General features: G+C 63.7%; 17 protein-coding genes. 7 read left to right on the forward strand and 10 right to left on the reverse strand.

Annotation, left to right across the window (positions count from 1 at the left end):
* Positions 1-2 precede the first annotated feature (2 nt).
* From F455_RS0115715 to rlmE, 7 genes are all read right to left on the reverse strand, one after another.
* Entirely contained in the window at positions 3-1,829 is a 1,827-nt protein-coding gene (locus F455_RS0115715) for a tetratricopeptide repeat protein (RefSeq protein WP_157578925.1), read from the reverse strand.
* Positions 1,820-3,652 carry a tetratricopeptide repeat protein gene (locus F455_RS0115720; RefSeq protein ID WP_018974273.1) on the reverse strand — a complete coding sequence of 611 codons (1,833 nt, stop codon included), beginning with the start codon at positions 3,650-3,652 and terminating at the stop codon, positions 1,820-1,822. The genes F455_RS0115715 and F455_RS0115720 overlap by 10 nt, the downstream gene beginning before the upstream one ends.
* Positions 3,649-5,427 (reverse strand): tetratricopeptide repeat protein, encoded by a 1,779-nt coding sequence (locus tag F455_RS0115725; RefSeq protein WP_018974274.1) that lies wholly within the window; start codon positions 5,425-5,427, stop codon positions 3,649-3,651. Before F455_RS0115725 ends, F455_RS0115720 begins: the two co-directional genes overlap by 4 nt.
* Positions 5,424-7,211 carry a tetratricopeptide repeat protein gene (locus F455_RS0115730; RefSeq protein WP_018974275.1) on the reverse strand — a complete coding sequence of 596 codons (1,788 nt, stop codon included), beginning with the start codon at positions 7,209-7,211 and terminating at the stop codon, positions 5,424-5,426. Before F455_RS0115730 ends, F455_RS0115725 begins: the two co-directional genes overlap by 4 nt.
* Positions 7,208-7,990 (reverse strand): hypothetical protein, encoded by a 783-nt coding sequence (locus tag F455_RS23275; RefSeq protein WP_018974276.1) that lies wholly within the window; start codon positions 7,988-7,990, stop codon positions 7,208-7,210. Before F455_RS23275 ends, F455_RS0115730 begins: the two co-directional genes overlap by 4 nt.
* Positions 7,991-8,197: 207 nt before the next feature.
* Positions 8,198-10,120, reverse strand: a complete 1,923-nt coding sequence (ftsH, locus tag F455_RS0115740; RefSeq protein WP_018974277.1) for an ATP-dependent zinc metalloprotease FtsH — start codon at positions 10,118-10,120, stop codon at positions 8,198-8,200.
* Between the two features lie 111 nt (positions 10,121-10,231).
* A complete protein-coding gene (rlmE, locus tag F455_RS0115745; protein WP_026293444.1) occupies positions 10,232-10,855 on the reverse strand; it encodes a 23S rRNA (uridine(2552)-2'-O)-methyltransferase RlmE in 624 nt (207 codons plus the stop codon).
* A gap of 204 nt (positions 10,856-11,059) precedes the next feature.
* Here rlmE and yhbY point away from each other — a divergent pair, with 204 nt between their 5' ends.
* Together yhbY and F455_RS0115755 are read left to right on the forward strand one after the other, a co-directional pair.
* Positions 11,060-11,356 (forward strand): ribosome assembly RNA-binding protein YhbY, encoded by a 297-nt coding sequence (gene yhbY, locus F455_RS0115750; RefSeq protein ID WP_018974279.1) that lies wholly within the window; start codon positions 11,060-11,062, stop codon positions 11,354-11,356.
* Between the two features lie 70 nt (positions 11,357-11,426).
* Positions 11,427-11,801, forward strand: coding sequence for an Mth938-like domain-containing protein (locus F455_RS0115755; protein ID WP_018974280.1), 375 nt, complete (start codon positions 11,427-11,429; stop codon positions 11,799-11,801).
* Between the two features lie 44 nt (positions 11,802-11,845).
* Here the strand turns inward: F455_RS0115755 and F455_RS0115760 are convergent, their stop codons facing one another.
* The 3 genes from F455_RS0115760 to F455_RS0115770 all read right to left on the reverse strand — a co-directional run bounded on the left by F455_RS0115760 (position 11,846) and on the right by F455_RS0115770 (position 15,059).
* On the reverse strand, positions 11,846-12,493 hold the full coding sequence (locus F455_RS0115760; RefSeq protein WP_018974281.1) for a response regulator: 648 nt from the start codon (positions 12,491-12,493) through the stop codon (positions 11,846-11,848).
* 218 nt (positions 12,494-12,711) lie between these two features.
* The gene (locus F455_RS0115765; protein ID WP_018974282.1) at positions 12,712-14,052 is read right to left on the reverse strand and encodes an ATP-binding protein; all 1,341 of its coding nucleotides are present in this window, start codon (positions 14,050-14,052) and stop codon (positions 12,712-12,714) included.
* Entirely contained in the window at positions 14,049-15,059 is a 1,011-nt protein-coding gene (locus F455_RS0115770) for an alpha/beta fold hydrolase (RefSeq protein WP_018974283.1), read from the reverse strand. Before F455_RS0115770 ends, F455_RS0115765 begins: the two co-directional genes overlap by 4 nt.
* A 161-nt stretch (positions 15,060-15,220) precedes the next feature.
* Here F455_RS0115770 and pqqA point away from each other — a divergent pair, with 161 nt between their 5' ends.
* Genes pqqA through pqqE form a run of 5 tightly spaced genes read left to right on the forward strand, consistent with a single transcriptional unit; the run spans position 15,221 to position 18,395 of the window.
* On the forward strand, positions 15,221-15,295 hold the full coding sequence (pqqA, locus tag F455_RS21130) for a pyrroloquinoline quinone precursor peptide PqqA (RefSeq protein ID WP_083919003.1): 75 nt from the start codon (positions 15,221-15,223) through the stop codon (positions 15,293-15,295).
* 52 nt (positions 15,296-15,347) lie between these two features.
* Positions 15,348-16,265 carry a pyrroloquinoline quinone biosynthesis protein PqqB gene (pqqB, locus tag F455_RS0115780; RefSeq protein WP_018974285.1) on the forward strand — a complete coding sequence of 306 codons (918 nt, stop codon included), beginning with the start codon at positions 15,348-15,350 and terminating at the stop codon, positions 16,263-16,265.
* Positions 16,262-16,966: a pyrroloquinoline-quinone synthase PqqC gene (pqqC, locus tag F455_RS0115785; RefSeq protein ID WP_018974286.1), complete on the forward strand. Its 705-nt coding sequence runs from the start codon at positions 16,262-16,264 to the stop codon at positions 16,964-16,966. The genes pqqB and pqqC overlap by 4 nt, the downstream gene beginning before the upstream one ends.
* Positions 16,963-17,235, forward strand: coding sequence for a pyrroloquinoline quinone biosynthesis peptide chaperone PqqD (pqqD, locus tag F455_RS0115790; protein WP_018974287.1), 273 nt, complete (start codon positions 16,963-16,965; stop codon positions 17,233-17,235). The genes pqqC and pqqD overlap by 4 nt, the downstream gene beginning before the upstream one ends.
* Positions 17,232-18,395: a pyrroloquinoline quinone biosynthesis protein PqqE gene (pqqE, locus tag F455_RS0115795; protein ID WP_018974288.1), complete on the forward strand. Its 1,164-nt coding sequence runs from the start codon at positions 17,232-17,234 to the stop codon at positions 18,393-18,395. Before pqqD ends, pqqE begins: the two co-directional genes overlap by 4 nt.
* Positions 18,396-18,582: the final 187 nt, after the last annotated feature.

Below are 18,582 nucleotides of genomic sequence, written 5' to 3' on the forward strand. Positions count from 1 at the left end.
GCCTATTGTCCCGCATTCGCCGGCGCCGCGGGGACGGTCGCAGCAGCGTGGGCACCGACCTCGGCCGGTGCCGGCAGTCCCAGCTTGCGCAGGGCTTGCATAAGACGCGGATCATCGCGCAGTCTGGGAATCACGTAAGGCTGCTCGTAAACCGCGGCCATGCCGGGATCGCGCTCCGCGACCGCACGGTCGATCCATTCGAAGGCCTTGTCAGTATCACCGCGCAAGACATAGACCATTGCTATGTTGGAAGGATAAAGGTCGGCGTCGAGACGGATCATCTCATCGAGGTGTTGCTGGGCACGCACGTTGTCGCCCTGCACGGTATAGGCGATGGCCAACGCCCAGAGGTGATTGGCGGGATGCGGCTCGGCCTCCGCAGCAGCGATGGCCTCGGCGAAGCGACCCTGCTCGGTGTAGGCCACCGAAAGAAACGCTTGCACGTTGTGCATCGTCGGCTGAAGCTGCAATGCGCGCTTCAGCTCGGCTTCCGCTTCAGGCTGGCGCTCCGCCGCCAGGAGGAATTGCCCGAGATAGAAATGGAAGGATGCATTGAGCGGCTCCATCTGCAATGCCTTGCGCAACATTGCAATGCCTTCACCCAGCGAACCTGTACAAGCCGTCACGTCCGCCAACTGGTAGAGAGTCTCGGCATTCGACGGATCCAGCGCCACGGCCTTTCTCAAACTGGCTTTTGCGGCCGGATAGTCGAAATCCGTCCATGCCTGGTTGATGCCGAGCGCACCCAGCGCCAGCGCCGAATCGGGCGCGAGCGCCACGGCTTTCTGCGCATTTGCGCGCGCCTGCGCGCCGACGGTCTTGCGCTCCTCGGCGTCTGCAACCCAGTCGTTGTACCACTGCTGCGCGATCGCCAGTCGCGCATAGGCCAGTGCGTAATTCGGATCGAGCGCGATCGCCTTCTGGTAGTAATCCACCGCCTTGCGGTAGTCGTCGGGATTGCGGCGCTCGGCGTAATAGCGGCCCTGTAGCATCGCATCATAGGCGTCGAGATTGCCGCCGGGCGGCTTGTCGCTGTTTTTGATCGCACCGCCGAACACGGTCGCCTTCAGCGCGTTCGCCACTGCCGTCGCGATGTCGCTTTGCACGACAAAAACGTCCTTCAACTGATGATCATAAGCCTGCGACCACAGCTGGCTTCCATCGACCGCCTTGACCAGCGATGCCACCACCCGAACCTCGTCACCCTGCTTGCGTACGGTACCTTGCAGCAGCGTGGCCACGCCGAGCTTGACGCCGATGCCGGCGGTATCGTCCTGGTCCTTGCCGCGAAAGCGAAACGAGGAATTGCGCCCGATCACTTTGAGATCGCGCACCTGGCCCAGCGCGGAAATCAGTTCCTCGGAAAGACCGTCGGAAAAATATTCCTGCTGCGGATCGCCGCTTTCGTTGAGCAACGGCAACACTGCGATGGACTTGGCCGGAATCGCGGTTGCGCCATCGCTCTTGCGCACGACAAGACGATCCGTCAGCAGCAACACCACCGCGACAGTCAGGACCGTGATGATCGCGCGATCCAATTTGCGACTGCTCGAACGCACAATCGAGGCATCGGCCGTGATCTCGCTCTCGCGCTTGAGCCCCTGCGGCGTCCACTCGTAGAACCAGGCGAAGGCGAGCCAGAACGGAAAACCGATCGTCGTTGCGATCAGGAACCAGCATGCCGCCATCTCGGGCAAGCCAATGGCCGGGCTTAGTTGCGCGATGCCCTGCGCCAGCGCCCACACCGCGCCGATGTAGAGCACGGCCGCGCGAATGACGTTGCGACGCTTCAATTCGGACAGGAATGACGGCTGCGTGTTCATTGGCATGTGAACGCCTGCGGGTCGCTTGCCGCCACCGGGTGGCACAAATCCGGCCAACCGTAGTGCTGCCAGTAGGCAACCATCCCGATGCGCCGTGCAAAACCCTGGAACGAGGGATCACGCAGCGCCTTGCGCGACCATTCCTCGGGCTGCCATAGCCAGTTGAAATAGGCGTCCGATAAGCCGCTGTGGCCCTGTTCGTAGAGATCGAAGGAACGCGCAGGTTCTCCGAGTTGCAGCAATAAGGTCGGAGCCCAATTGTCCTCTGCGTGCGCGTCGATGATTTTCAGTGCCGTCTGCCTTTGCGTCTCGTCGCCGAAGGTGCCGAAATAGATCGTGTGCAGGTCACCTTCGGCGATCCGAGTGCCCATCTTGCCGATGGCTTTCACGAAATCGCGCGCGGCGCCCTGCACATCAGCGTGCGCCGCATCGTAGTACTGCAGCATCAAGGCGCCGAACGGCGAATCGGCCACGCCGGCACGACGGATGTAGTCCAGCGCACCGGCCTCGTCGCCGATGCGCCAGCGCGTCATGCTCTTGTAGAACAGCAGCAGATTATTGGCAGGATCGTTGACCAACGCCGCGTCGATTCGCGCTTCGGCGTCGCGCGTGCGGCCCATCGCGGCGAGCTCGTTGGCTGCCCAGTAGTTCACCGCCGAGTTGTCGGGCGCCTGTTGCAAGGCGCGGTGCATGGGTTCGACCATTGCCTCGAAATGTCGCTGCGAGAACTGGTTGTAGCTCAGCGCGGCGTAAGCCTCCGCATCGTCCGGGTCGAGCGCCAGCGCGCGCTGCGCGGCGGCATCGGAGTTGCGCCAGCTTTCGCCCCATTCGGCGGCCGTGTACTGTGGCAACACCGCATAGGCGACCGCGAGCTTGGACCAGGCGCGCGCAAACTTCGGATCGAGCGCCGTTGCCTTCTGCAACAGTGCGATCGCCTGCGGCAGGCTGTTGTCGACCCGCTTGTTGACCAGCGTCTGTGCGGTGACGAAGTCCGCGTAGGCATCCGCGCTGGTCGTGGCCACCGGCACGAGGCGCGACTGCTCGCTGCCGCTCAAAACGATCTTCAGGCGCTCGGTGATCGCTCGCGCGATGCGTTCCTGCACGTCGAAGATATCGTGCAGATCGCCATCGTAACTTTGCGACCACACCTCGAAACCATCGCCGGTGCGCACCAGGTGCACGCTGATGCGCACGGCATCACCCTGCGTACGCACCGCGCCCTGCAGCACATTGGCGACGCTAAGAGCCTGGCCGATGGTGCGCAGCTCGGCATTGTGACTGGCGTAATAGAACGACGACGCTCGCCCGGCGACTTTCAGTTCCTGCACCTTGGCCAGCGCGTTGAGCAATTCTTCGGCGAGGCCCGCCGAGAAGTAGCCGTGATCGTGCCCCGGACTCAAATCATCGAACGGAAGCACGGCGATGGATTTTCCCGAAGTCGATGACGCGGCATCGCCGCCGAGCCCGCCTTTGCGCCAGAGGAAGGTATTGGTCAGCAGCAACACCACCGCGATCGCAAGTACGGCGATGATCGCGCGATCCATCTTGCGCCCGGTCGAACGCGTGATCGACGTGTCTGCAGCGACCTCGCTCTCGCGCTTGAGTCCCTGCGACGTCCACTCGTATAGCCATGAGAATACGAGCCAGAACGGAAAACCGATCGTCGTCGCGATCAGGAACCAGCGCGCCGCCATGTCGGGCAAGCCGATGGCCGGGCTCAGTTGCGCAATGCCCTGCGCCAGCGCCCACACCGCGCCGATGTAGAGCACGGCCGCCCGAATGACGTTGCGGCGCTTGAGTTCGGCGAAGAACGAAAGTTTCCCGCTCATGGCAATCCCTTGGCATCGGTCGTTGTCGGCAGGCCGACCTTCAGCGCGAACGCGGCGTAACGGGGATCATGCCGGTAGCGCAGCAGAAGCGCATCGTTGAGCAGGAAGACGATGCCGCCATCGCGTGCGTCCCAGGCGCGATCGAGCCACTTGAACGCGTTGTCGGGATCGCGGCGCAATGCGTAGATCTCCGCGATCTGGTACGCCGAGGAGTCGATGTGTTTGTCGATCAGGTTCTGCAGCGCCGCATCCGCGGCGGCACGGTCGGGCCCGATCTGCAATACCAACGCCAGCGCAACATCGCGCCACATGCCCTGCGACAGAGATTGCGCAATCGCCAGCGCGGCCGGAAAGTCGCCGCGAAACGTCGCGATGTAAGCTTGTATCACCCGATGCGTGTCCGAACTCGGCTGCAATTCGACCGCCTTGTCGACGGCCGCCTTCGCCTCATCCAGGCGCCCGTTCACGGCCAGCAAAAGCGCGAGATTCTGACGGGCACCGCTCTGCAACGGGTCGAGCTTCAACGCCTGTTCCGTCAGGTCGATGGCGGCGCGCACCTGCCCCAGAATTGCCGAACCCCAAGCGTAGGCGACGAGGATGCGCGGATCGTTCGGAGCCAATTCAAGCGCGCGTCGTTGCTCCACCTGCGCGCCGCGCCAATCGAAATTGCGGTTCATCATGAGCCTGGCTTGGGTCATGTGCGCCTGCGGCAACATGGGGTTGAGCCGCAAGGCGGTATCGATCGCCGACTGTGCCTGCGCATACGTGGATGCCGTGTCGGCGCCGGCGAGGTAATTTCCCGCCAGTGTCGCTTGCGCGTTGCCAAGCCACGCATACGCTGCCGCATAGCCGGGATCGAGGCGAACGGCATCGTGAAAATGCGCGATCGCCGTGCGCAGATCCGGCTCATTGTTGCGCGCGGTGTAAAACCGCCCTTGCTGGTAGGCGTTATACGCGGCGAGATTGCCGTTGGGCGGCCGCTCGGATTGCATGGCAACATCACCGTTTTGCAGTAACTTCGCCTTGAGCGCACCCGCCACGGCCTCGGTGATCTCGTCCTGCAGCTTGAACAGATCGATGTACGGCCGATCGTAACTTTGCGACCAAACGCCGCTGCCGTCCGCCGCTTTCACCAACTGCGCATTGATGCGCACCGTGTCGCCGAGCTTGCGCACGCTGCCGGTCAACAGATAGGCGACGCCGAGTTTCAAGCCGATCGCGGCGCTGCCCTCCTTGCTGTCGCGAAACTGAAATGCGGAATTGCGCCCGATCACCTTGAGGTTACCGAACTGCATCAGCGCGTTGATCAAGTCGTCGGACAGGCCGTCAGAAAAATATTGCTGGTCTTTGTCGCCGCTGTCGTTGGTCAAAGGCAGCACGGCGATGGACTTGTCGGAAATCGCGGCGCCGTCGCTCCTGTGCGGGATCAGTCGATCGGTCAGCAGCAGCACCACGGCGAGGCCGAGCACGCCGATGATCCAGAAATCCATTTTGCGTGCAGTCGAATGCGTGATCGACACTTCAGCGGCGACTTCGCTCTCGCGCTTGAGCCCCTGCGGCGTCCACTCGTAGAACCATGCGAACGCGAGCCAGAACGGAAATCCGATGCCCGCGGCGATCACGAACCAGCGCGTGATCCATTCAGGTGCGCCAAGCGGCGGCCCCAATTGCGCAACGCCTTGCGCCAACGCCCACACCGCGCCGATGTAGAGCAGGCCCGCGCGGATCACGTTGCGGCGCCTGAGTTCAGCGAGGAACGAAGGTCGTCCGCTCATGGCTGTGTCTTCACGTCATTCGTTGCAGGCAGGCCGAGTTTCCTGCACAACGCCGCGAAACGCGGATCGTCGCTGTAGTCCATGACGAACACGGCATAGCGCAGCGTCGGCACGCCGGGATCGTGCTCCGCCAGGCCGCGATCGAGCCATTCGAACATCTGCTCTGGTTGCTTGCGCTGCGCATAGACCTGCGCGATCTGGAAAGCGCCGTTGACGGCGTATTTTTCGATCAACTCGTTGAGTCCTGCATCGGCCTCAGCATTGTCGCCATGCGAAAAGTGAGCGATAGTCAGCGCGAAGGTGTGCCAGAACGGAGCGGTTTCGCGCTGCGCGAGGTCGATGGCGGCTCCGGCGTTGCCGCGCAGGATTTGCAGAATCGTCAGTTCGCTATAGTTCTGAGCACCCGACGGATTGATCTCGAGCGCCTTGCGTAAGACGGATTCGGCTTCGTCGTAGCGGCCGAGCGCACGCAGCGTGCGTGCGAGATAGACATAGTTGACGCTGCTCAGCGGATCGAGCGCGACCGCCTGGCGGCCGAACGTCACGGCTTCGGCGAGCCGACCGAATGACGCACTGACGATACCGAGCGAAAACACGTTTCCGGCCTCGTGTGGTGCCAGTTCGGCCGCACGCCGGTATTCGGCTTCAGCCGCGACCAGATCGAGATCGACGATCTGCAGCAGGAAGCCGCGCGAATGATGCGCGCGCCCTAGATCCGGCTGCAGCGCCAGCGCGGTCGCTGTTGCCGTGCGTGCGGTCGCGATCAACGCTTCCCTTTCTGCGCGGTCCGCCACCGAGAACGCCGCAATGAGCGCGATTTTCGCGCGCGCGAGCGAGGCATAGGCCAGCGCATAGTTCGGATCGATGCGGATCGCTTCTTTGTAGTATTCGATCGCCTGGCGCATGTCCGCGTCCGTGCTGCGCCTAGCCACGAAGACGCCTTGCAGATACGCGTTGTATGCATCGAGATTGCCGCTGGGCGGGCGGTCGCTTTGCGTGTTGGCGGCCGCGCCTTCCAGCAGTTTCGTTTTCAACGCCTCAGCGACTTGCCGGGTGATGTCGTCCTGTAGCGCGAACAGATCGATGTAAGGGCGGTCGTAGCGCTGCGACCAAAGCGTACGGCTGTCGGCGGTGTTTACCAGTTGCGCAGTGATCCGCACCATGTCGCCAGCGCGCCGCACGCTGCCCTCGAGCAGATGCGTAACGCCGAGTTTCGCGCCGATGGTCTTGCTATCGTCGTGACTGTCGCGAAACTGGAATGAGGAATTGCGGCTGATCACCTTCAACCCAGCAAACTGCGACAGCGCGTTGATCAGGTCCTCCGACAGACCATCGGAAAAATACTGCTGATCCTTGTCGGCGCTTTCGTTGCTCAACGGCAGTACCGCGACGGATTTGTCCGGATTCGCAGAAACAGCGGCGTCGAGTCCCGCACCTTTGCGCCACACGAAGGTGTTGGTCAGCAACAGCACCACCGCGACGGCCAATACCGCGGTGATCGCCCGGTCCCATTTTCGCCCGGTCGAGCGAACGATGGACGTATCTACCGCAAGTTCGCTTTCGCGCTTCAGGCCCTGTGGCGTCCATTCGTAGAACCAGGCGAATGCGAGCCAAAAAGGAAAACCGATCGCCGCGGCGATCAGGAACCAGCGCGTGCCCCAATCCGGCAAGCCGACGGCGGGACTGAGTTGCGAAATGCCTTGCGCCAGCGCCCACACCGCACCGATATAGAGAACCGCTGCGCGCAGGACATTGCGGCGTCGGAGTTCGGCGAACAGGCTCACGGCTTGTCCTTCGCGAGGCGGCGCAGCGGCTCGCGAATGTACGGGTCGAAATACACCGTCATGTTGCTCAGATCCGTCGCGATGTCGGCGATGCGCAGCTGCAGCAGGGCGACGAATCGCGGGTCCTTCCTCAGGATGGCGGCACTGGCCGCGATGGTTTCGGGAGCAAGACCGGTCGCACAGGGGTAGTCGAGAACCTGCGCAATGCCCGCGTAGTCGCCGATCGGCACGATGCGGTCGCCGCATTTGTCGGCGAGCGAGCGCTGAACCTGGTACGGGATCGCCGTGCGGAACGCCTTGCGGTATTCCGACTGCATACCGCCCTGTTCGATGCGGTCGCCCAGCGGCAACGTGTAGACATCCATCGCGAGCGCGCGCAGGGCCGCATCATGAATCAAGCCGATCTCACCGGTCGAAGTCAATTCGTCGTAGGTGGCACGGCGGCGCGAGTTGCTGTTGTATTGCGTGGCGCGGTACGCGGCGATCAGCAAAGCGTCGTCGGCTAGCGGCGCCGTGCCGGTCAGCGCGTCGACCGCGCGTGTCGCATTGGCCTGTACCTGGTTGAAATAGCCGATCTGCGTCTCGTAGTTCCACGCTTCCACGCGCAGGTCGGCCTTGAGGCGTTCGGTGAATTCGGCGGCCTTCTGATTCTTTTGCCGATCTTCGTTCCAGTTCGCCGCTTGCAAGCCGATGAACACGCCGATGACGACGACGGCCAGTTCAACGACAACGGCCGTCCAGTCCTGGCGACGGAAATTCGCAACGACTCGACGCAACATTCTGCTGCCCCCCGGCGAGTTTCGCGGCACCGGCAATGTCCGGCACCGCCGCTAAGACGTAGCGCGAACACAATGTGGCAAGGTGCTGTGTTCGCGGAAATACCTCGGCGTTGGTTGTGAGTTTCAGCAATTCATCATTGCGGCGCAAGCCGCATCAACGAAAAAGCCGCCCAAAGGCGGCTTTTTCTATCGATACGCGAGAAATGCTCAATGCTGCGTCGCGGTGCCACCGATCGGCGCGGCGGTCTTGTCGCCGCTGGCGGCATTGCCGCCGCTGCGCGGCGGTTCGCCGGACTTCTGCCAATCCTTCGGCGGCCCCGGTGTACGGCCTTCCATGATCGCGCTGATCTGCTCGCTGTCGATCGTTTCGTACTGCAGCAGCGTCTTCGCCATCGTATGCAGCTTATCGATGTTCGTCGTCAGCAGTTCGTGGGCGCGGCCATATGCGGTATCGATGATGCCGCGCACGACTTCGTCGATCTTGCGCGCGGTCTCCTCCGACACGTGCTTGTGCTGCGTGACCGAGCGGCCGAGGAATACTTCGTCGTCTTCCTCCGCGTAGGTCATCGGCCCAAGCTCGGGCGAGAGGCCGTACTTGGTCGCCATATCGCGGGCGAGGCCGGTGGCGCGCTGGATGTCGTTCGACGCACCCGTGGTCACTTTGTCCGCGCCGAAGATGATTTCCTCAGCGACACGGCCACCGTAGAGGCTGGCGAGGCGGCTTTCCAGATACGTCTTGCTGTTGCTGTAGCGGTCGGCCTCGGGCAGGAACAAAGTCACGCCGAGCGCGCGCCCGCGCGGAATGATCGTGACCTTGTGCACCGGGTCGTGCTCGGGCACGAGACGGCCGACGATCGCGTGGCCGGCTTCGTGATAGGCAGTCAGCTTCTTCTCGTCTTCGCTCATGAGCATCGAGCGACGCTCGCTGCCCATCATGATCTTGTCCTTGGCACGCTCGAAGTGATCCATCATCACTTCGCGCGAATTGCCTCGCGCCGCGAAGAGTGCTGCTTCATTTACGAGGTTCGCCAGATCCGCGCCGGAGAATCCGGGGCAGCCGCGCGCGATCACGGTCGGATCGACGTCGGCCGCGAGCGGCACCTTGCGCATGTGGACTTTCAGAATCTGTTCGCGGCCGCGCAGGTCGGGCAACGGCACGACGACCTGGCGGTCGAAGCGGCCCGGACGCAGCAGCGCCGGATCGAGCACGTCGGGGCGGTTGGTCGCGGCGATGACGATGATGCCCTCGTTGCCCTCGAAACCGTCCATCTCGACGAGCAGCTGGTTCAATGTCTGCTCGCGTTCGTCGTGGCCGCCGCCGAGGCCGGCGCCGCGATGGCGGCCGACCGCGTCGATTTCGTCGATGAAGATGATGCACGGAGCGTGCTTCTTCGCCTGCTCGAACATGTCGCGCACGCGCGAAGCACCGACGCCGACGAACATCTCAACGAAGTCGGAACCGGAAATCGTGAAGAACGGCACCTTGGCCTCGCCGGCGATCGCCTTGGCGAGCAGCGTCTTGCCGGTACCGGGCGAGCCGACCATAAGCACGCCGCGCGGAATGCGCCCGCCGAGCTTCTGGAACTTCGACGGATCGCGCAGGAATTCGACCAGCTCCTGCACTTCGTCCTTGGCCTCGTCCACGCCGGCCACATCGGCGAACGTGACCTTGACCTGGTCCTCGCCCTGCAGACGCGCGCGCGAGCGGCCGAAGCTCATCGCCCCGCGTCCGCCGGCACCGGCCTGCATCTGGCGCATGAAGTAGACGATCACGGCGAAGAACAGCAGGATCGGCACCCAATCGATCAGCAGGCGCGTGATCAGCCCGCTGTTGTCCTTGGCCTCGACCGTGAACTTCACGCCCTGCTTGTCGAGGATCTTGTCGAGCGAGCCGTCGGTCGGCACGATCGTCGTGTTGAGCTTCTGCCCGTCCTTGAGCTTGGCATTGACCGTCTGCAGGTCGTTGCGCAGCACGACCTCGCTGACGTTGCCGTTGTTGACCTGGGCCATGAAGTCCGAATACGGCACCGTGCTCGGCTCGGTGCCGCCGAACTTGAAGCTTTGCACCGCGACGATCAACACCACCGCGATGACCACCCAGATCACAAGATTCTTGACCATTTCGTTCATTAGCCTTGACTCAACTTGCGGCCGATTGCCGCGTCGGTAACTCTTTTGCGTCTTGCATCGTTGCCTATGATGCTCAACCGCGTTTCCCGGTTGCCAGCGCGACGATTTCCACTATCCGCGCTTGCCGCTGGCAAGCGCGTAGACCTCCGGGCTGCGCGCACGCGAGGCCTTCGGTTTCCGAATGCTGACGCGCTCATAGCCCTGACGCAAGCTCTTCAGGTACGCATCATAGTCGCGCCCCTGGAAAAGTTTTATCAAAAACGCACCGCCGGGCTTCAGGTGGACAGCGGCAAAATCCCTAGCCAATTCAGATAGATGCATTGCCCGTGCCTGATCGGCCACGGTCACACCACTCATATTGGGGGCCATGTCGCTCAAGACAAGGTCCACGGGCGCCCCGGCCAGCAGCGTTTCGAGCTCTCTCAACACCGATTCCTCGCGAAAATCGCCCTCGATGAAATCGACGCCGCCGATGCCCTGCATCGGCAGGATGTCGAGCGCGACGACGCGGCCCTTGTCGCCCAGCTTCTCGCGCACCATCTGCGACCAGCCGCCGGGCGCCGCGCCGAGATCGACCACGACCATGCCCGGCTTGAGGATCGCATCGCGCTGCAGCAGCTCCTCGAGCTTGAACACGGCGCGCGAGCGCCAACCCTCGGCCTGGGCGCGCTTGACGTAGGGGTCACTGAAGTGCTCCTTCAACCAACGGGCACTGGATTTGCTGCGGGAGGCCATGAACCAGTCCAAAAACCTACTGCGCTCGGTATTTTGCGCAGCGGCGGTGCTCGGAATCCTCATTTACACACAAGTGAACTCCGTTTCCTGCGCTCCGGCGCAGCGCAAACTACCTTCGCTCGCTACGGTTTTTGGACAGGTTCATGGAGTAGGCGTGCATGATACCCTGTACGACCGATCGACGCCTTAATTCTCAGTCCTTCCATGGCCTTGACCAACACCCAGATCCGCTACCTGCGCGGCCTCGCGCACGATCTCAACCCTGTCATCCTCGTCGGCAACAAGGGCATCACGCCCGCGCTGATCAAGGAGTTCGACGCAGCGCTCGACCAGCATGAACTGGTCAAGGTGAAGATCGCCGGCGACGACCGGCAAGCACGCAAGCAGCAGATCGACGAACTCGCCGGACAGGGCGGCGCCGAAGTCGTGCAGCGCATCGGCCATGTCGCCAGCTATTTTCGCCGCAACGAGGATGCGCCGAAGATCGCCCTGCCGCGCTAGAAACTTCTGCTTAACCTACTGCGCTCGATAATTTGCGCGCTACAGTTATGCAGAGGCTTCCTTTCTTCCCATGCAGCTGACCGAACACCGCCACGAGCAGCAGATGTTCGTGCGCAAAGCCGATGCGACGCAGGTCGTCGTCATCGATCGCGTATTCACGACCAGCGTGCTGCTCGACACCGTCGATGCGCAGGCGAACTTCCCCGCACGTTTGGTCGGTGAGCTCGATACGGTCGCGATCGCCTTGATCCTCGCGCGCAAGCCCGAGGTCGTCCTGCTCGGCACCGGCGCGCGCGCGACATTTCCGCCACAGGCCGTGCTCGGCGAATTCCTGCGCCGCGGCATCGGCCTCGAGACGATGGACAACGCCGCGGCAGCGCGCACGTTCAACGTGCTCGCCGGCGAGGGACGCAAGGTGGTCGCGGTCTTCCTGCTGCCCGCTTAACTCCGAACCTGTCCTCAAAGCTACTGCGCTTTGAGGACAGGCTTTCAAGTCTCGATCAGGCCGTTGCGCACCGCGATCAGGGTCAATTCGGCCTGGTTGCCGGCGCCCAGCTTCTGCTTGATGTTGTACAGATGTGTGCCGACCGTGTTCGGCGACAGCGACAACGTCTGCGCGATGGCATGCACCGATTCGCCGCGCGCAAGCTTGATGAACACTGCAAATTCGCGCTCCGACAGGCTCTCGATCGATTGTCCCGGCGCGGCTAGATCGTGCAGGGCGAGCTTGCGTGCGATTTCGGCCTCGAGATAGATGCGCCCCGCGGCGACCGCGCGTACCGCATCGAGCAGTTCCTCGGGTGCACCACGCTTGGACAGATAGCCGAGCGCACCGGCCTTGAGCACGCGCCGCGGATGCGCCGAGTCCTCATGCGCCGACAACACGAGGATGCGCGCGCTGCGATCGCGCGCGAGCAGGCGGCGCACGGTCTCGATGCCGCCCATGCCCGGCATCGACAGATCCATGATCGCGACATCCGGCTGGATGCGCGCGAAATCGCGATAAGCGATCTCGCCACTCTCGGCCTCGCCGACGACTTCAACCTCGCCGCTCATTTCGAGCAGCACGCGGAAGCCGACGCGCACGACCGCGTGGTCATCGACCAGCATCACGCGGATTTTCGCGTTTGTGCTCACCAGAACCTCATGAAACCGTAGCGAGCGAAGAGAATTTGCGTGTCGCCGGAGCGCAGGAACCGGAGTGTACGTAGAAGTACATGAGGATGACTCGCCGCATCCGCGGCTCGCCCTCCGGGCCATTCGCTACGCGAATGTTCGCTTCGGCATCCTGCCCACGCAGTCCGAGCACCGCGGGCACGCAAATTATCGAGCGTAGTAGGTTTCAAGAGGTTCTCTCATGATTGAAGCGGAATCTCCAGCCTGATCTCGGCGCCATGCGGCTCGCGATTGCCGATGCGCGCCTCGCCGCCGAGTGCACGCGCGCGCTCGGCGATGCCGCGCAGGCCATAGTGGCCGGGCTGCCGCCAATTTTCCGGCAGGCCACGGCCGTCGTCGGCGATTCGCAGATGCAGAGCCTGTGCTTCGGCGTGCAGATCGATCTCGACGCGGCCCGCGTCGGCGTGGCGCAGCGCGTTGGTCACCGCTTCCTGCACGACACGATAGATCGTCACCGTCGCCGTATCACCGAGCGAAGCGGGCATGTCGCCGATCGTCAGCGCCACATCGACATGCGGATGCAGGTGCCGCCACTCCGCCACCTGCTCGCGCAGCGTATCGGCGAGACCGAGGCTGTCGAGGGTCAACGGCCGCAGGCGCGGGATCATCTCGTGCATCGCCGCGTACAACCTGCCCGCCGTATCGGCGATCAACTGCGCCGTACCGCGCGTCGTATCGTCGCTGTGCGGGCGTTGCATCAGCGCCAGTGCGAGCGACTTGATCGCGGTGACGCTCTGCCCGGTTTCGTCGTGCAGCTCGCGCGCGATCTCGCGGCGCTCGTCCTCGATGCGCGCGCGCACCGTTTCGGTCAGTTCGCGGTTCTGCTCAAGGCGCAGCCGCGCCTCGGCCGCTTCGTGGCGCGCGTTGAGATTGTCCTCGATCGTCTGCGCCATGCGATTGAACGCCTGCCCGATCGCGCTCGCTTCGGCGCCGCGGAAGGCGGGCAGGCGCGTGTGATAGTTGCCCTGCTGCAGCTGGTCGAGACCGCGCGCGATGCGCGCGAACGGCTTTGTCGCACGACGCACGAGCGCGAATACGAGAACATTGCCGATCAGGATCGCGATCGCGCCGATGCCGACGAGGCGCAGCGCCTCGTCCCAGCCGTCGAGGATCGCGCGGCTCGGATCGGCGGCTACTTCGAGCACACCGTCGAAGGTATCGAAGCGCTGCTTCATCGGTGCCGGCGCGATGAGGGCCGCATACCAGGCCGGGGCTTCGCGTCCGGCCTTGTACGGCGAAAGCGGCGAGGTGTAGACGAGCGCGCCTTCCTGGTCGTACAGGCGGATCACGGTGGAGCGTACACGCCCGAGATGACTGAGGTAGCCGACCATCGCCGGTCGGCTCGTATCACCGTAAGTCTGCACGAAGCTCGACAATAATCGCGTCGCGACCAGGTTGCCCGCCTCGATTTCCTCGCGCACGCTGTCGCGCGTATCGCGGATCTGCTGCGTAAACAGCACGCCGACGAAAACCGAAATCAGCACCGCGATCAGCAGATTGAATTGCGCGCGCAGGCTCACGCGTCCGCCTCCGTCGGCCAGCGTGAAAAATCTCCGTCGGCGTGGAAACGATCCGTCGCCGCGCACAACAATCGCTTGGATTCCGGATGAAGCGGATCGTGCCCGGCACCCTGCGCCCAAGCGAGCCGGCTGCCGACGATCGCGTGCTGCACGCGCAGTGAATTGACCGGGCGACAGACGAAGTCGAGCGTGCCGTGCACGAGTGCCGTCGGCACGCTGCGCAGGTCACTCGCGCAGCGCATCACCATTGACTCGCCGAGAAAGCAGCGGCGCGCGAGGTAGTGCGCCTGCACGGTATACTTTTTCCATGTGGCCGCGGGCGCGGGCGACAACGGTACGGAATCCATGGCATCAAGACGGGACGGATCGGCCAGGGCAGTTTCGTAGCGCTGCCATGCCGCAGCGACGGCGGCCTTGCGCTCCTCATCGCCGTCGCGAAACGTGCGCTCAAGCCAGGTGAGCAGACTGCGTTGCCAGCGTCGCGGTACGAGTTGCATCAACCGCGCATGCGCTTCGGGCGCGAATGCCGCGGCGCCGTGGAAGAACCAGTCGTTGTCCGCATCGCCGGTCAGATAGATGCCGCGCAACACCAGCCCGCTTGTGCGCTGCGGATATTTCGCCGCGTAGGCCAGCGCGAGCGCCGCACCCCAGGATCCGCCGAACACGAGCCAGCGTTCGATGCCGAGATGTTCGCGCAAGCACTCGATGTCGTCGACCAGAACACCGGTGTGGTTGTGCGCGGTCTCGCCGAGCGGCGTGCTGAGTCCGCAGCCACGCTGGTCGAACTGCACGATCCGGTATTTCGCCGCATCGAAGAATTCGCGATGGCGCGGACTGCTGCCCGAGCCAGGCCCGCCGTGCAACACAACGACGGGCAACCCCGAAAGCGAGCCCGACTGCTCCCAGGCCATCACGTGGCCGTGATCGAGAGCGAGCGCGGCGCCCTCGGCTGCCTGCGCGACGCGCCGTGCGGCGAAGTCGTCGGGCTGGTCGGCATGCTCGGGCATGCCGGCATGCTAGCGCATTCGCACGTCGCACAATCTAATGAAAATCGTGAGGCTTGATTCATTGCCGTGGCGATGCCGTGAATCCCCCGAGCCACGACACTCGATGCCGGCGAGCCATTCCGGCTCACCGCACCCAGCATCCTTTGCACCGGAGAATCGACATGAAGTGGCAAACCCCGCAGGCGACCGACATGCGTTTCGGCTTCGAAGTCACGATGTACATCGCCAACCGCTGACGCGAGCGGCACGCCGGCTTCGTCGGTGTGCCGTTTCCGACACGCATCACTCGTGCATATCCATGTCCTCGGTTCCGCGGCCGGTGGCGGCTTTCCGCAATGGAACTGCAACTGCCGCAATTGCGCCGGCCTGCGCCGAGGCACGCTGCGCGCTCGGGCGCGCACGCAGTCCTCGATCGCGCTCAGCGGCAACGGCGAGGACTGGCTGCTGTGCAACGCCTCGCCCGACATCCTCGTCCAGCTGAAATCGTTCGCCGCCGCACAACCGGCGCGCGCGCTCCGCGACACGGCGCTGCGCGCGATCCTGCTCGTCGACGCGCAGATCGACCATGTCACCGGACTCTACATGCTGCGCGAACATCGCGCGCGCTGGCCGCTGTGGACGACGCGGCCCGTGCGCGAGGATCTCGAGCGCGGCAATCCGATTTTTCCCTTGCTCGATCACTACTGCGGCAGCGACTGGCACGAGATCGCGCTCGACGGCGCGGCATTCGCGATTCCGCAGGTGCCCGGCCTGCGCTTCACCGCGCTGCCGCTGCGCAGCAACGCGCCGCCGTATTCGCCGCATCGTGACCGACCGATCGACGGCGACACGATCGGACTCGCCGTCGAAGACATGGCCAGCGGCAAGCGCCTGGTCTACGCACCGGGAGTCGTCGAGATCGATGCGCGGCTGTCGGCGGCTATGCGCAGCGCCGACGTCGTCATGATCGACGGCACCTGTTTCCGCGACGACGAGATGATCGCACTCGGCATCTCAAAAAAGCGCGCACGCGACATGGGCCATCTCGCCCAGTCCGGCGCAGGCGGCATGCTCGAGCAACTCGCACAACTGCCGCCAGCGACGCGCAAGATCCTCATCCACATCAACAACACCAACCCAATCCTCGACGAGGACAGCGCCGAACACGCCGAGGTGCGTGCGGCCGGCGTCGAGATCGCTTACGACGGCATGGAGATTGAACTGTGAGCGCTACGCCATGGAGCCACGAGGAATTCGAGGCGCGCCTGTGCGAGCGCGGCGCGGCCTACCACATCCATCATCCGTTCAACCGCATGCTCAACGAGGGGCGTGCGACACGCGCGCAGATTCAGGGTTGGGTCGCGAACCGCTTCTGCTATCAGGTCGCGATTCCGGTCAAGGACGCGGTCGTCATCTCCAACTGTCCCGACCGCGCGGTGCGCCGCGAATGGGTGCAGCGCATCCTCGACCACGACGGCCACGGCGATGACGCCGGCGGTATCGAGGCGTGGATTCGCCTTGGGCTTGCCGTCGGCCTCGCGCGCGAGGAAATCGAGGACCAGCGCCACGTCGTGCCCGGCGTGCGTTTCGCCGTCGATGCCTACGTGAACTTCGCCCGCCGCGCGCCATGGCAGGAGGCGGTCTGCGCCTCGCTGACCGAACTGTTCGCACCGAAGATCCACAAGGAACGCCTGGCCAACTGGCCGGAGCATTATCCGTGGATCGAATCCGCAGGCCTGCAGTATTTCCGCAACCGCACGACCCAGGCACGGCGCGATGTCGAGCAGGGTCTGGCGATCACACTCGCCTACTTCGACACGCTTGCCTTGCAACAGCGCGCGCTCGACATCCTGCAATTCAAGCTCGACGTGCTCTGGACGATGAACGATGCAATGGCACTCAAGTACGGCATGACGGAGGAAAAATGAGTGTCGGCATCGCGAGTGTTCCGCAAATTGCGCCGGGCTTCCGCCTGCAGTGGGAACCAATGCAGGACGCGCACGTGCTGCTTTACCCCGAGGGCATGGTCAAGCTCAACGCGAGCGCCGGCGAGATTCTGAAGCGCTGCGACGGCGCGGCGAACGTCGCAGCGATCACCGCCGATATCGAAAGGCAATTCGACACCACGGGCCTGGGCGACGACGTGCTCGCCTTCCTCGACATCGCCACGCGACAAGGCTGGGTACAGATCGCATGAACGCCGTCCAGAAAACCGCGCCCGCAGCGGCAATCGGCTCGCCGCACTGGCTGCTGTGCGAACTGACCTACCGCTGCCCGCTGCATTGCGCGTTCTGCTACAACCCGGTCGACTTCGCGCGCCACGAGGCGGAACTGTCCACGGATGACTGGCTGCGCGTGCTGCGCGAGGCCCGCGCACTCGGCGCGGTGCAATGTGGTTTCTCCGGCGGCGAACCGTTGCAACGCAAGGATCTCGAAACGCTCGTCGCCGAAGCGCGTGCGCTCGGCTACTACACCAACCTGATCACCTCGGGCATCGGCCTCAATGCCGAACGCGCGCAGCGGCTCAAGCAGGCCGGGCTCGACCATGTCCAGCTCTCGTTCCAGGACTCCACGCGCGAGGTCAACGATTTTCTCTCCTCGACGCGCACCTTCGACCTCAAGCGCGAGGCGGCGGCACTGATCAAGGCCAACGGCTGGCCGATGGTGATGAACTGCGTGATCCATCGCCTCAACATCGATCATATCGAACGCATCATCGAACTCGCGATTGAGCTCGACGCGCAATATCTCGAACTTGCCAATGTGCAGTTCTATTCCTGGGCGCAGCTCAACCGCGAACAGTTGCTGCCGACACGCGAGCAGCTGCAGCGCGCCGAACGCATCACCCGGCAATGGCGCGAGAGGCTCGGCAGCAAGATGAAATTGATCTTCGTCGTGCCCGACTACTACGAGACGCGACCGAAGAAATGCATGAACGGCTGGGGCAACATCTTCCTCACGATCGCGCCCGACGGCACGGCCCTGCCCTGCCACACCGCGCGCATGCTGCCGGGCCTTGCCTTCCCGAACGTGCGCGAGCACGGCGTACGCGAGATCTGGTACGAATCCGAAGGCTTCAACCGCTACCGCGGCACCGGTTGGATGAAGGAACCTTGCGCGAGCTGCCCGGAAAAGGAAAACGACTACGGCGGCTGCCGCTGCCAGGCCTATATGCTCGCGCAGGACCCCGCCGCGGCCGATCCGGTCTGCGACAAGTCGCCGAAGCATGCTGTCGTCGCCGCGATAGTCGACCAGGCGCAGCAGCAGCGATCGATTGTCGAAGCGAAACCACTGCTGTTCCGCGACCCGAAGAATTCCAAAGCTCTGTCCGGCTTGGGAACCTCTGCTTTACCGTAGCGAGCGAAGAGCCGATCCTATCCAGAACCGGGCGCGTCGCCGGAGCGCAGGAACCGGAGCATACATACGAGTATGTGAGGATGACTCGCCGCATCCGCGGCTCGCCCTCCGGGTCATTCGCTACGCGATTGTTCGCTTTGGCGTCCTGCCTCCGCAGTCCGAGCACTGCCGGCGCGCAGATTATCGA

The organism is Rudaea cellulosilytica DSM 22992 (genome assembly GCF_000378125.1).
GTDB lineage: Bacteria > Pseudomonadota > Gammaproteobacteria > Xanthomonadales > Rhodanobacteraceae > Rudaea > Rudaea cellulosilytica.

Coding starts and splice junctions, on each gene's coding strand:
- F455_RS0115715 (WP_157578925.1), bottom strand. CDS start 1,829: ATGCCAATGAACACGCAGCCGTCATTCCTGTCCGAATTGAAGCGTCGC.
- F455_RS0115720 (WP_018974273.1), bottom strand. CDS start 3,652: ATGAGCGGGAAACTTTCGTTCTTCGCCGAACTCAAGCGCCGCAACGTC.
- F455_RS0115725 (WP_018974274.1), bottom strand. CDS start 5,427: ATGAGCGGACGACCTTCGTTCCTCGCTGAACTCAGGCGCCGCAACGTG.
- F455_RS23275 (WP_018974276.1), bottom strand. CDS start 7,990: ATGTTGCGTCGAGTCGTTGCGAATTTCCGTCGCCAGGACTGGACGGCC.
- ftsH (WP_018974277.1), bottom strand. CDS start 10,120: ATGAACGAAATGGTCAAGAATCTTGTGATCTGGGTGGTCATCGCGGTG.
- rlmE (WP_026293444.1), bottom strand. CDS start 10,855: ATGGCCTCCCGCAGCAAATCCAGTGCCCGTTGGTTGAAGGAGCACTTC.
- yhbY (WP_018974279.1), top strand. CDS start 11,060: ATGGCCTTGACCAACACCCAGATCCGCTACCTGCGCGGCCTCGCGCAC.
- F455_RS0115755 (WP_018974280.1), top strand. CDS start 11,427: ATGCAGCTGACCGAACACCGCCACGAGCAGCAGATGTTCGTGCGCAAA.
- F455_RS0115770 (WP_018974283.1), bottom strand. CDS start 15,059: ATGCCCGAGCATGCCGACCAGCCCGACGACTTCGCCGCACGGCGCGTC.
- pqqD (WP_018974287.1), top strand. CDS start 16,963: ATGAGTGTCGGCATCGCGAGTGTTCCGCAAATTGCGCCGGGCTTCCGC.
- pqqE (WP_018974288.1), top strand. CDS start 17,232: ATGAACGCCGTCCAGAAAACCGCGCCCGCAGCGGCAATCGGCTCGCCG.